This window comes from Amycolatopsis albispora, from assembly GCF_003312875.1.
In the GTDB taxonomy this organism is placed as follows: domain Bacteria; phylum Actinomycetota; class Actinomycetes; order Mycobacteriales; family Pseudonocardiaceae; genus Amycolatopsis; species Amycolatopsis albispora.
The window spans coordinates 9,018,233-9,030,581 of sequence record NZ_CP015163.1 but is presented as its reverse complement, the minus strand read 5'-3'; the positions used below and the strand labels follow the sequence as shown (position 1 = coordinate 9,030,581).

Genomic DNA, 12,349 nt, shown 5'->3' with positions numbered 1-12,349 from the left:
GTACCGGTCAGCTCAGCACCAGCGGGACCACCGGGGACGGCTCCTTCGACAGCGGCAGCTGGTAGCGCTGCGCCAGGTACGACGCGACGTCGTGGAACAGCGGACCGGCCGAATGCCCGGCGGGCAGCGTGGTGTCCGGCGCATCCAGATGGATGCCCACCACAAAGCGCGGGTTGTCCGCGGGCAGCACCCCGGCGAAGGTGATGTTGTACAGCGAATCGCTGTAGGCCTTGGTCTTCGGGTCGATCTGCTGGCCGGTGCCCGTCTTGCCGGAGATCTGGTAGCCCTCCAGCGCCGCGGCGGGCGCGGTGCCGGAGTTCTGGCCCTTGCCCTTCTGCACGGTCGCCCGCAGCATGTCGAGCACCGTCTTCGCCGTCTCCGGGGTGGTCACCTGGGTGGTCTTCGGCGCGGGCTGCTCGACACGCGTGCCGTCGGGATTGACCTTCGCGCGGACCACCCTGGGTTCCACGCGCAGCCCGCCGTTGGCGATGGCCTGGTACATCCCGGCCATCTGCACCACGGTCATCGACAGGCCCTGGCCGATCGGCAGGTTGCCGAAGGTGGTGCCGGACCACTGGTTGCGCGGCGGCACCGAACCCGGGCTCTCGCCCGGCAGGCCGATGCCGGTGCGCTGGCCGAGACCGAACTTCTTGAGCATGTCGGCGAACGGCTCCTCGCCGAGCTTCTGCGCCAGCAGCAGCGTGCCCACGTTCGACGACTTGCCGAAGATGCCCGCGGTGGTGAAGTTCTGCGTGCCGTGCGTCCAGGCGTCGCGCACGGTGTGGTCGGCCACGCGCAGCGCGCCGGGCACCGGCAGCACCGACTCCGGGGTGGCGATCCCGTGCTCGATCGCGGCCACCGCGGTGACGATCTTGTTCACCGAACCCGGCTCGAACGGCGTGGTGACCGCCCGGTTGTTCATCTGGTCCGGGGTCGCCTTCGCCAGGTCGTTCGGGTCGTACGTGCGGTCGTTGGCCAGTGCGTAGACCTCGCCGGTCTTCGCGTCCATGATCACCGCGCTGCCGCCCTTGGCCCGGCTCTTGGCCACGTAGTCGGACAGCTTGCTCTGCAGGTCGTATTGCAGGTCCGCGTCCAGCGTCAGCTCCAGGTCCGAACCGGCGGTGGCGGGCTGGATGTCGCGCTCGGTGCCCGGGATGACCACGTCGCCGCCCTGCTCGGTGTCCACCAGGCGGCGGCCCGGCGTGCCGGCCAGCTCGTTGTCCCAGGTGGCCTCCAGCCCGGCCAGGCCGTGCAGGTTGTGCTTGGAGACGTCCGGGTCCTCCATCTGCCACTTCGCCACGCCGACCACGTTCGCCGCCAGCGTGCCGCCCGGGTACTCGCGCTTGGCACGCTTCTCCACGCTGATCTCCGGGAAGTTCTCGCCGTCGGTGATCTCCTCGGCGATCGAGGGCTCCACGTCGTCGACCAGGAAGGTGAAGTTGTCCGGCTTGCGGAACTTGGCCAGCAGCTCGGCCTCGGTGGTCTTGTCCGGCAGCTTCTGCGCGATGAACCGGGCCGCGGCGGCGGAGCGCGTCTCGAAGTTCTGCCCCTTTTCCGGGTGCTGCTGCGCGAACTCGTCCCAGGTCTTGCGCATCAGCCGCAGGTTCACCGACAGCGTCCGGTTCTCCACGCTGAACGCCAGCTTGGTGCCGTTGCGGTCCATGATGGACCCGCGCTGCGCCGGGATGTCGATCGGCGTGGTGCGCTGGCGCTCGGCGCGTGCCGAGAGCGCCTCGGCGTCGAACGCCTGCACCTTCACCAGCTGCAGACCGGCGATGGACAGCAGCACCACCAGGATGATCCGCACCGAGGCGAACCGGCTGCGCGTGCTGCCGTTGGCGGCCTTGCCGTTGGCGCGGCGCAGCCCGGTCGCCGAGTAGGTGCGGTGCGGCGTGGTCCGCGAGCCGTGCCCCGCCTGCGCGCTGGTCCGCCTGGCCTGCGCCCGAGTGCCGGCCACCCGGACCGGGCCCCGCCGCGGCCTGCCCGTCATCTCACTGTCCTCCTGGCACGTTCTGCTGGTCCTGCTGCTGTTGCTGCTGTTGCTGTTGTTCCTGTTGCTGCCGCTCGGCTTCGGGCATCTGCAGCGACGGGTCCGGCTGGCCGGAGCCCAGCGCCGGCGCCGGGGCCGGGGCGTTCTCCGGCTCGGCCGAGTCACTCGCTCCCGGCGCGGCGGGCGGCGTGGCCTTCTTCGGCTCGCCGATCACGGTGATGCTGCCGTCCGGATTGACCACGATCCGGGCCGGATCGCCACCGGGCACCATGCCGAGCGCCTTCGCGCGCTCGTCCAGCGAAGAGGTCGACTCCTGCTTGGTGACCTCGCGCTGCAGCCGCTCGGCCTGCTCGACCAGGCTCGCGTTGTCCTTGCGCAGTTCGTCGAGCCGGTAGCTGTCGGCGATGGCCTGGGTGGACAGCCACAGCGTGGTGACCACGCCCACCGCGAGCAAGCCCATCATCAGCAGCACGAAGGACGCGCGCGAGCGCGGCAGCCGCAGCTTGAGCTTCAGCTTCGGGAGCGCCTTGGCCGCCGAGGTGGCGCCGTCCGGCTTCGGCTCCGGGCGCGCCACGGCTTCGGCGGCGCGCTGCGCCCGGCGGGCGTAGGCGCGCTCGGCGGCCGAGGTCCGGGTGCGGCCGGTGGTACCGCGCTGCTCGGTGCGAGCGCGCGTGCGGGAACGCGTGGGTGCCGTCACTTTGCCGCCTCTCCGATCCGCTCCGCGGCTCTCAGCCGCACCGAGCTCGCTCGCGGGTTCGCCTCGATTTCCGCTTCGTTCGCCTGTTCCGCGCCCCGGGTCAGCAGTCGCAGCTCGGGCCCGTGCCCGGGCAGCTCGACCGGAAGTCCTTCGGGGGTGCGGGATTTCGCCTTCGCCGCCAGTGCCTGCTTGACCAGGCGGTCCTCCAGCGACTGGTAGCTCTCGACCACGATCCGGCCGCCGACCGCGAGCGCGTCCAGCGCTGCGGGCATCGCCCGCCGCAGCACCTCCAGCTCGCCGTTGACCTCGATCCGCAGCGCCTGGAAGGTGCGCTTGGCCGGGTGCCCGCCGGTGCGCCTGCTCGCCGCGGGCACCGCCGAGTAGAGCAGTTCGACCAGCCTGCCGCTGCGCTCGAACGGCTCGCTCTCCCGCGCGGCGACGATGGCCTTGACGATTCGCTGCGCGAACCGCTCCTCGCCGTACTCGCGCAGGATCCGGACCAGTTCGCCCGGCGGATAGGTGTTCAGCACGTCGGCCGCGGTCGGCCCGGTGGTCGGGTCCATCCGCATGTCCAGCGGGGCGTCCCTGGCGTAGGAGAAGCCGCGCTCGTCGCGGTCCAGCTGCATCGAGGAGACGCCGAGGTCGAACAGCAGGCCGTCCACAGTGGACATGCCGAGCCCGGCCAGCGCGTCGGGCAGTTCGTCGTAGACCGCGTGCACCAGGTGCACCCGGTCGCCGTGGCGGCGCAGGCGTTCCGCGGAACGCTCCAGCGCGGCCGGGTCGCGGTCGAGGCCGACCAGCGTGAGTTCCGGGTGCGCGGCGAGCAGGGCGTCCGAGTGCCCGCCGAGGCCGAGGGTGGCGTCGACGAGCACCGCGCCGGGCCTGCCGAGGACGGGGGCGAACAGCTCGAGGATCCGGTCCAGCAGCACCGGAACGTGCTCGGCCACAACACCCACCCCCTTCCTGGATCGACCGGCGGAAAACGCCGATGCCGCCAGGTCTCCGCCCGCCCGCTGAGAACCTGGTGCCGGGGAAGGTGCACCAGGGCCACTGAGCGGACAGAGGCCTGACGGCATCCGCGAAGCCGGAACTCGTACTTCCTCGCGGCCGGTGGGACCCCCGCCCCCCGACGGCGTGGGTGCCGGCGGCCGCGTGTCAGAACACGCCCGGCAAGACTTCCTCCTGTGCCTTCGCGTAGCTGTCCTCGTGTTCGTCCAGGTAGCCCTGCCACGCCTGGGCGTCCCAGATCTCCAGCCTGGTGATCGCACCGATCACCACGCAGTCCTTGTTGAGCCCCGAGTAGCGGCGGAGCTCGGGCGCGATGGTGATGCGCCCCTGCCCGTCCGGGCGTTGCTCGTCGGTCCCGGCGAACAGGTAGCGCTGGTAGGCACGCACCGCCTCGTTGGTGAACGGGGCTTCGGCGACCTTGCGGGCCATCTGCTCGAACTCGGCGCGCGGGAAGACATACAGGCAGTGGTCCTGTCCCTTGGTGACCATCAGCCCACCTGCCAGCGCGTCGCGGAACTTCGCGGGCAGTGTGAGCCGCCCTTTGTCGTCGAGCTTGGGGGTGTGGGTACCGAGGAACATCGGACGCCACCTCCCCGCCGGTCTCCGCCGAGGCGGGGATCGGCCACGGGGCTCCCTTCCGCCCCACTTGGCACCACCGTACCCCACTTTTCACCACAGTCAACGGCAATTGACCGCACAATCACCCCCTGGTGCAACCGTTTCCGCAGGTGAGAGCGGTGGGGCCCAGGTGGGGGCGCAGTGGGGGGCGGCCGCGAAGATCCCCCAAGTCGGGGGTGGAAAGCAACGACGGCAGGCGCTAGGCGTCTCCGCGTGGTGCCGCCGGGGCGTGCGGGTGGGGAACGGTGGGGGAACCGGTGGGGCCGCGTGGGGGAGGTGGGGAAACGGGGGGCGCCGGGCGAATCGCCCGGGGCCGGGGCAGCAGCCGGTTGCCCCAGGGGAAGCCGGGCAGCCACTCGAGCGGCAGGCCGGGCGGAAGCCGAGAGAAGCCGGGCGACCCGGGAGCGACCCGGGAAGCCGGGCGAATTCGGTCGGCCGCTCGGGCGGCAGGCCGGGTGAAGCCGGGGCGTTCCGGGGGAAGTTCCAGGGGTCAGTTTTCGAGCAGGGTTGCCAGGCGTTGGACGAGGCGGGGGCCGTCGACCGGGGTGACGGTGACCCAGTCCTGCCCACCCCGGCCCGGCTCCAGCGTGCTCAGGTACGCGCCCACATCGGTCCAGAACCAGCTCAGCCCGCCCGTCCGCCGCGGGTGGGCGCCATCGCGCACCCGCACGGTGAACTGCCCGGCGCCATAGATCGGCCGCGCCTGGATCGCCAGTACCTCGCGCAGTTGCTGCTCGCGCCCCGCCGAGCGGCCGTTGCCGTGGAACACCGGGTCCTCCACGTCGGCAGCGAGCGCGGCCGCGGGCAGGCTCACCCCGTACCCCGGCCCCGGCTCCAGCGCGGGCAGCAGCTCCACAATGGACGGCAGCAGCTCACCGTCGCGGATGGCGGACAGGCCGATCGTCCGGTTCGGCTGGGTGGCCAGCACACCGTGGCGCCCCTTCGCCGCGGCCACCGCGCGGAACGGGGTGTCCGAGGTCATGTCGAGCAGCGCCTCGCACTCGACGTACACCGACGCGGTGGCCAGCGTGCGCAGCCGGTCGGCCAGTGCCTCGTCGAGGCCGTCAACCCGGTCGTACAGCCCTCGCTCGGCGAGGTTGTCGTACACCGACGCCCTGATCTCGGCGCGTTCGGCGTCGGTGGTGCCGACGCTGCGCACCCCCAGCACCTCGGGCGCGCGCGGCAGCCCGAGATCGGCCCACAGCACGTCGAAGGCCGAGGCGGAAACCCGGATCACCCCGGCCTCATGGACTGGTCAGGTGCGGCGGTGGCGTGAACGACTGCTGCACCGGGATCGCGTCCCGCAGGGCCGCGTCCCTGGCGTTCAGCACGTCGATCGCCTTCTGCCGGGCGGCTTCGGCGGCGGCCTTGGTCTCCTCCATCGCCGCGGGCAGCCCGGCCAGCGCCAGCAGGTTCCCGCTCGCCGCGGCCGCGCGGATCATGCCGGCCGGGTCGTACTCGACCGGCTCCGGCATCTCCGCCTTGGCCCTGGCCGCGATCTCCGCCTGCGCCGACACCGAGCCACCGACCGAAGTGGACACCCCGGCCACCTCGCCGGACCAGCGCGCCGCCTGGGTCAGCACCCCGCGCAGCGCCTCGCCGCCCGCACCGGACCAGTGCTCGCGGCTGTGCTCCAGCAACGCGGTCAGCGCCTGGGCCGACTCGTGGAACCGGCCGGCCAGCTCGTCCCACTGGCCGCCGATCACCCCGGCCTCACCCGGGTCGTTGCCCGCTTCGACCTCGGCCTTCAACGCCTGGTGGCTGTAGGCCTCGTAGCGGCGGGTGGACACGGGCGGACTGTGCTCAGGCATCGAACGCTCCCAGGTACTCCGGGGTCTGTGGCGGCTCAGGGCAGTTTGGGCTCCACCAATCCGGCGACCTTGTCCGCGCGGGCGCACGCGGCCTCGGTACCGGTGAAGTTCGTGTTGCTGACGTCGATCTGCACGCTCGCCGACTCCCCCGCGCCCAGCAACACCGCACAGGTTCCGTCATCGGCCTTCGGGTCGGCGACCTTGAGGGCTTCGCGGGCCCCGACCTTGACCTGTCGCGCGGTCTTCTTCTCCGTGCGGAGGTCGGCGAGCCCCTTCGACTCGTCCACCGAGATGGCCAGGCCGAAGGTGCCGGGCTCGGTCCAGTCGCAGGTGCGCGCGGAGCCGATCGCCTTCGGCTCGCCGACCGAGGTCAGTCCGGCGGTGGACCGCTCGGCCGAAGTCAGCAGCGTGCACGGGTCGAGGCCAGCGGGCGCGGCACTGGTGGGGGCGGCGGCCGTGGGCGGGGCGGGCGGGTTTTCCCCGGAAGCGGCCTGGCCGGACGGCTCGCCCTGGCCGCAGGCGGCCAGCAGCGCGAGCGCGGGAAGGAGGAGGAGCGGGCGGGGAACTCGGGTCATCCGGGTCAGCCGCCGGTGCATTCGACGCCGTCGGCGGCCTTGCCGTCCGAATCGGAGTACCGCTCCATGGCCTCGGCGAGGGTGGCCTTGAGGTCCTCGAGCTCGCGGCCGAAGGCGACCAGCGACTCGACCGCCGAGCCCTGCTGCCCGATGCCGTACTCGGCCATGAACCGGCCGACCTCGTCGGCGTACCCGCCACCGAGCGGGACCTGCCTGCCGAGCACCTTGGCGTGGCGGACCATCTCGCCGACCACGTCCTGCAGCTCCGACAACCGCGCGTAGGCGTCACCGGCCAGCTCCGGCGCCACACTGAACGCGGCGGCTGCCCCGGCGGTGGTCCGGTCCCTCGTTTCGACCTCCGGCACTGTCCGCACCTTCCGTAGTCGGGCGAATCCGCTGAGCAGAATACGACAGAACGCGGCGTGAGGACATCGCCCAGCGGACCAGCGCGTTACTCACCCGGATGGCCCAATCTCGCCGGTAGCGCAGTGTGATCGCAGGGTTGTCACCACCGTTTCGCTCACGTTTGACACACTTCGTGGGAGGCTGACCCTTGAACGGGTGGCCGGTACACCGCACGCACGGGCGCGTCCGCCCGCTGTTCCAAGACGCTTGCGCGTCGGCACCAGGAGGTCGAGTGACGTCGAGAACGCAGTCCGCGGTGCCCGGCGACCAGACGCCCTATTACTCCGCCGAGTCCTCGGCGGCGGGCCAGGGCGCGCGTGGCACCAGCGTCGCCAACGGTCACGGCTCCGCGTCGCTCGGCGAACTGCACGAAACGGCGGCCCGCATCGCGGCCAACGTGGAGCGGGTGCTGGTCGGCAAGCCGGACGTGGTCCGCGTCGCGCTGGTCACCCTGCTCGCCGAAGGCCACCTGCTGGTCGAGGACGTGCCGGGCGTCGGGAAGACCTCGCTGGCCAAGGCGCTGGCGCGGTCCATCGACTGCACGGTCAGCCGCATCCAGTTCACCCCCGACCTGCTGCCCAGCGACGTCACCGGGGTGTCCATCTACAACCGGCAGACCGGCGGCTTCGAGTTCCGCCCCGGCCCGGTGTTCGCGAACATCGTGGTCGGCGACGAGATCAACCGCGCCTCGCCGAAGACGCAGTCCTCGCTGCTCGAGTGCATGGAGGAGCACCAGGTCACGGTCGACACCAGCACCTATGAGCTGGAAGAGCCGTTCATGGTGATCGCCACGCAGAACCCGATCGAGATGGAGGGCACCTACGCCCTGCCCGAGGCGCAGCGCGACCGGTTCACCGCGCGCGTGTCGATCGGCTACCCGGACCCGCAGGCCGAGCTGGCCATGGTCGACGAGCACGCCGGCCACAACCCGCTGGCCGACCTGCGCCCGGTCTCCGACGCGGCGACCGTGCACCGGCTGATCCGCGCGGTCCGCAAGGTCCACATGGCACCCGAGGTCCGGCAGTACGCGGTGGAGCTGGCCTCGGCCACCCGCCAGCTGCCGGAGATCCGCCTCGGCGCCTCCCCGCGCGCCACCCTGCAGCTGGTCCGCGCCGCCCGCGCGCAGGCCGCGCTGTCCGGCCGCGAGTACGTGGTCCCGGACGACCTGCACGCGGTGGCCGTGCCGGTGCTCGCGCACCGGCTGGTGCTGACCACCGAGGCACACGCCGCCCGCCGCTCGGCCACCGACGTGGTGCGCGCGGTGCTCGGCCGGGTGCCGGTGCCGCAGGCCGGTTCGGCGGCCAACGGGCAGAGCCGCCGGTAGCCCGGTCATGCTGCGCTCGCTGTCCGGCCTGACCACCCGCGGCCGCTGCCTGCTCGCCGCCGGCGTGGCCGCCGCGGTCTGCGCCACCGTGCTCAACGAGCGCGACCTGCTGCGCGTGGCGATCTTCGTGATCGCGCTGCCGCTGCTGGTCGCCGGGTTCATCTCGGCGGCCAAGGTGCGCATCGGCGCGGCCCGCAAGCTGTTCCCGGACCGGGTCCAGGTCGGCGGCGCCGGTGAGGTGCAGCTGGAGCTGTGGCGCACCGGGCGGCTGCCGACCGGCGAGGTGCTCCTCGAGGACGGCGTGCCGTACTCGCTGGGCGGGCGTCCCCGGTTCGTGGTCGAACGGCTGCCGCAGCACCAGGCGGTCGCGCTGCGGTACCCGATCCAGCCGATGCTGCGCGGCATCCAGCAGGTCGGCCCGCTGCGCGCCACGGTGACCGACCCGTTCGGGCTGTGCGAGTTCGAGCGCGAACTGATCGGCCACACCAAGCTGGTGGTGGTGCCCCGGTTCGTCAGCCTGTGGGGGCTGCCGTCGGGCGCGGGCATCGGCGTCGGCGACGACGGCAACGTCCGGCTGCACGCCGGGCAGGGCGAGTCCGACGTGATCGTCCGGCAGTACCGCCAGGGCGACGACCTGCGCAAGGTGCACTGGCGCTCGACCGCCCGGCGTGACGAGATCATGGTCCGCGTCGAGGAGCGGCCGTGGCGCGGCGGCACCACCGTGCTGCTCGACCACCGCGCGGCCGCGCACCACGGCACCGGCCCGTCGGCGAGCCTGGAGTGGGCGGTGTCCTTCGTCGCCAGCGTGTGCCTGCACCTGCGCCGCGCCGGGCACCGCGTCCGGCTGGTCACCGAGCACGGCCAGACCCTGGCCGACGCCCCCGGTGACGGCGGTGACCACCACGACCACCTCATTCTCGACGCGCTCGCCGGGCTGCAGCCCGCGCACCAGCGCGACGTGACCACCGGCAGCGATCCGGCCGAAGGACAGGAGCTGATCGCCGTGCTCGGCACCGTGAGCAACGAGGCGGTGCACGAACTCAACCGCTTCCGCCCGCGCGGCATCCGCAGCCTCGCCGTGCTGCTCGACACCCCGGCCTGGTCCGGCGGCGTGAGCGCGCCGGAGCACCGCGCGGCGGCCACCGAGGAGTCGGCGAGCCTGCTGCGCGCGGCCGGGTGGGGCGTGGTGGTGGCCGGTCCGGCCAGCCCGATGCCGCAGGTCTGGGCCGAGCTGTGCCAGGCGACCGCGCGCCGCGGCTCGCTGATCGGCGGTCCGCTGTGACCAGCGCGCCACCGGCCCCGCCGATCCCGCACACCCCCACCGAACGGCCCGCTCCCCCGGCCCCGCCGTGGGTCAGCTCGATCTTCGCCCCGCTCGCCGCCGGGCTGGCCACCATCTGCGCGGCCACCTCGATCACCGGGGTGGTCGGCGGCGCGGCCTGGTTCGGCTACCTGATCGTCGCGGTGGTGCTGATCGCCTGCACCGGGCTCGCGCTGCGCTCGCTGCGCACGCCGACGCTGGTGGTCGGGCTGGCGCAGCTGCTGGTGCTGGCGTTCCTGATCACCGGGGTGTTCACCGGCAGCGGCATTCTCGGCATCATTCCCGGCCCGGCCGCGTTGTCGGAGCTGCGCGAGGTGCTGATCGAGTCGGCCGAGCAGATCCGGATGGGCCTGCCGCCGGTGGAGCCGACCCCGCCGATCCTGTGCCTGGTCACCATCGCCATCGGCCTGGTCGCGGTGCTGGTGGACACGCTCGCCGTGGCGGCGTCGGCGCCCGCGGCCACCGGGCTGGTGCTGCTGTGCGTGTACGCGGTCCCGGCCTCGCTGTCCGACGGCATGCTGCCGTGGTGGACCTTCCTGCTCGGCGCGGCGGCCTTCGCCGGGCTGCTCGCGGTCGACGGCAGCCACCGGCACCGCCGCTGGCGCAACCGGACCGCGCCCGGCCTCGGCGTGTCCCCGTCGGCGGCCTCGGCGCCGGTGGCGATGGTCGCCGTGGCGCTGACGCTGGGCCTGGTGGCCGGCGGCACGATCACCGCGATCGGCACGGTCGGCAGCTTCCCCGGCGACTCGCCGTCCGGTGAGGGCAACGCGCCCAGCGGCGGCCTCGGCATCAACCCGTTCACCCAGCTGCGCGGCCTGCTCGACCAGGGGCAGAACGTGGAGCTGTTCCGGGTGCGCGGGCTCAACGCGCCCGGTGACCGCCGCATGCTGCGCGCGTTCACGCTGAACTACTTCGAGCCGAACCAGGGCTGGAAGATCGCCGACGAGCCGCGGATGCCGCCGGGCGTGCCGGCGAACCAGCCGAGCCTGCCGCTGGCGCCCGGCGACGACGGCACCGGCGAGACCAAGGAAGTCCAGATCGAGCCGATCAACTGGGTCGACGTCTGGCTGCCGGTGTACGGCTCGCCGCGCGCGCTGCGCAACATCTCCGACGGCTGGCAGTACGACTCGGTCAGCGGCGCGGTGTACAGCGAGGCGAAGCGCCAGTCGCCGCCCTACTCGCTGACCACGTCGCTGCGCGTGCCGACCAAGGAGGCGCTGCGCGCGGCCGAGACCGAGGCGGACCAGATCCCGCCGATCTACACGCGCGCGGACGGCGTGGACCCGCGGGTGGCCGAGCTGAGCCAGCGGCTGGCCCGCGGCCAGACGAACGACTTCGACCGGGCCACCGCGGTCTGGAACTACTTCAGCTCGCAGAACGGGTTCACCTACGACACCCGCACCGCGGCGGCGGCTGACTCGGACGCGCTGGCGGACTTCCTGCTCAACGGCAAGCGCGGGTACTGCGAGCAGTTCGCGTCGGCGATGGCGGTGATGCTGCGGACGCTGAACATCCCGTCGCGGGTGGCGATCGGGTTCACCCCCGGCTACACCACGGCCGACTACCGGTCGATCACCTCGCAGGACGCGCACGCCTGGGTCGAGGCCTACTTCGGCGAGCTGGGCTGGGTCACCTTCGACCCGACACCGCTGGCCGACTCGCGCGGCTACATCCCGCCGTACCTGCGGCCGGACGAGAGCCAGCAGGACCCGGCGGAGACCAACGGGCCGAGCACGTCGACCTCGGTCGCGCCGCCGCGTCTGCCGGGCGAGGAGACGAACTCGGCCGAGGCCGCTCCCCTGCCGGACCAGCCGCAGGACGAGCAGCGACCGGGCGAGGGCCCGGACTGGGCGCTGTGGCTGGCCCTCGCCGCACTGGCCGGGGCCATGGCCGTGGCCGGGGTGTTGTGGCACCGGGTCGACCGGGCGAAGCAGAGGCGGCCGAGACCGGACGCTCCACCTGATCAACAGGCTCAGCAGACGCGGCAGCTCGCGGTGCCGCCGGGTGCTGCCGAGAGCTGGCTGCCGCTGATCGCGGCTGGGTTGTTCATCGCCGGGGTCGGGTTGATGGCGTGGCTGTGGACGGCGCTGCTCGCGGTGCCGCTGGTGGTCGTGCTGATCATCGCGGTCGGGCCGTCGATGGTGCGCGAAGTGGTGCGGCGGAAGCGGTTGCAGGTGATCGGGGCCAGTGGCCCGGACGCCGCGAACGCGGCCTGGCGGGAGCTGCTGGACGAATGCCGGGACCGCGGGGTGCCGGTGGAAGCCAGCGACACCGTGCGGACCACCGCGCAGAAGATCGCCCAGCGCCACCGCCTCGACGAGGAGGGCAAGGGCGGGCTGCGCACCGTGGTCGGCGTGGTGGAGCGGTCCTGGTACGGCGGCGGCGCGGACAACGACCCGCGCTTCGCCCCGGCCTTCGACGAGGTGCGGTCCAGCCTGACGCGCAACTCCCCCATGTCGTGGCGGGGACGCCTCTTCCCGCGCTCCCTGTTCCGCCGCCGCTGACGCCCAGCCCGCTCACCCGGCCGGGCTCAGCAAGGCAGGAGATGTGGTGGCCCGCGCCGGGCTGGTTCGATAAGGGCCAGGAGGTGAGCTGGGGCG

The 12,349-nt window shown here is 72.8% G+C and carries 11 protein-coding genes; 3 read left to right on the top strand and 8 right to left on the bottom strand.

The window, feature by feature from the left end; translation table 11 throughout:
• Nucleotides 1-7 precede the first annotated feature (7 nt).
• The 8 genes from A4R43_RS42040 to A4R43_RS42005 form a co-directional block, all read right to left on the bottom strand.
• A complete protein-coding gene (locus A4R43_RS42040; protein ID WP_113697175.1) occupies nucleotides 8-1,990 on the bottom strand; it encodes a peptidoglycan D,D-transpeptidase FtsI family protein in 1,983 nt (660 codons plus the stop codon).
• 1 nt (nucleotide 1,991) lies between these two features.
• A complete protein-coding gene (gene ftsL / locus A4R43_RS42035; RefSeq protein WP_236808642.1) occupies nucleotides 1,992-2,687 on the bottom strand; it encodes a cell division protein FtsL in 696 nt (231 codons plus the stop codon).
• Nucleotides 2,684-3,763, bottom strand: coding sequence for a 16S rRNA (cytosine(1402)-N(4))-methyltransferase RsmH (gene rsmH, locus A4R43_RS42030; protein ID WP_113697174.1), 1,080 nt, complete (start codon nucleotides 3,761-3,763; stop codon nucleotides 2,684-2,686). The genes ftsL and rsmH overlap by 4 nt, the downstream gene beginning before the upstream one ends.
• A 79-nt stretch (nucleotides 3,764-3,842) precedes the next feature.
• Nucleotides 3,843-4,274 (bottom strand): division/cell wall cluster transcriptional repressor MraZ, encoded by a 432-nt coding sequence (gene mraZ / locus A4R43_RS42025; RefSeq protein ID WP_113697173.1) that lies wholly within the window; start codon nucleotides 4,272-4,274, stop codon nucleotides 3,843-3,845.
• A 529-nt stretch (nucleotides 4,275-4,803) separates the two neighbouring features.
• Complete coding sequence (locus A4R43_RS42020) at nucleotides 4,804-5,550, bottom strand: ESX secretion-associated protein EspG (RefSeq protein ID WP_113697172.1); 747 nt, start codon at nucleotides 5,548-5,550, stop codon at nucleotides 4,804-4,806.
• Nucleotides 5,551-5,557: 7 nt separating this feature from the next.
• Complete coding sequence (locus A4R43_RS42015) at nucleotides 5,558-6,124, bottom strand: PE-PGRS family protein (RefSeq protein WP_113697171.1); 567 nt, start codon at nucleotides 6,122-6,124, stop codon at nucleotides 5,558-5,560.
• Between the two features lie 35 nt (nucleotides 6,125-6,159).
• Complete coding sequence (locus A4R43_RS42010) at nucleotides 6,160-6,699, bottom strand: DUF3558 family protein (protein ID WP_113698249.1); 540 nt, start codon at nucleotides 6,697-6,699, stop codon at nucleotides 6,160-6,162.
• A 5-nt stretch (nucleotides 6,700-6,704) separates the two neighbouring features.
• Complete coding sequence (locus A4R43_RS42005) at nucleotides 6,705-7,064, bottom strand: hypothetical protein (protein ID WP_113697170.1); 360 nt, start codon at nucleotides 7,062-7,064, stop codon at nucleotides 6,705-6,707.
• A 272-nt stretch (nucleotides 7,065-7,336) separates the two neighbouring features.
• Here A4R43_RS42005 and A4R43_RS42000 point away from each other — a divergent pair, with 272 nt between their 5' ends.
• From A4R43_RS42000 to A4R43_RS41990, 3 genes are read left to right on the top strand one after another with little or no spacing between them, the layout of a single operon-like run.
• Nucleotides 7,337-8,428 carry an AAA family ATPase gene (locus A4R43_RS42000; protein WP_205215184.1) on the top strand — a complete coding sequence of 364 codons (1,092 nt, stop codon included), beginning with the start codon at nucleotides 7,337-7,339 and terminating at the stop codon, nucleotides 8,426-8,428.
• 7 nt (nucleotides 8,429-8,435) lie between these two features.
• Entirely contained in the window at nucleotides 8,436-9,710 is a 1,275-nt protein-coding gene (locus tag A4R43_RS41995; protein WP_113697169.1) for a DUF58 domain-containing protein, read from the top strand.
• The gene (locus A4R43_RS41990; RefSeq protein WP_236808637.1) at nucleotides 9,707-12,253 is read left to right on the top strand and encodes a transglutaminase TgpA family protein; all 2,547 of its coding nucleotides are present in this window, start codon (nucleotides 9,707-9,709) and stop codon (nucleotides 12,251-12,253) included. The genes A4R43_RS41995 and A4R43_RS41990 overlap by 4 nt, the downstream gene beginning before the upstream one ends.
• Nucleotides 12,254-12,349 lie beyond the last annotated feature (96 nt).

Excerpts from the sequence above, each read along its gene's own strand:
- mraZ (WP_113697173.1), bottom strand. The coding sequence starts at position 4,274 with ATGTTCCTCGGTACCCACACCCCCAAGCTCGACGACAAAGGGCGGCTC.
- A4R43_RS41995 (WP_113697169.1), top strand. The coding sequence starts at position 8,436 with ATGCTGCGCTCGCTGTCCGGCCTGACCACCCGCGGCCGCTGCCTGCTC.
- A4R43_RS42015 (WP_113697171.1), bottom strand. The coding sequence starts at position 6,124 with ATGCCTGAGCACAGTCCGCCCGTGTCCACCCGCCGCTACGAGGCCTAC.
- rsmH (WP_113697174.1), bottom strand. The coding sequence starts at position 3,763 with ATGCCGTCAGGCCTCTGTCCGCTCAGTGGCCCTGGTGCACCTTCCCCG.
- A4R43_RS42040 (WP_113697175.1), bottom strand. The coding sequence starts at position 1,990 with ATGACGGGCAGGCCGCGGCGGGGCCCGGTCCGGGTGGCCGGCACTCGG.
- A4R43_RS42010 (WP_113698249.1), bottom strand. The coding sequence starts at position 6,699 with ATGACCCGAGTTCCCCGCCCGCTCCTCCTCCTTCCCGCGCTCGCGCTG.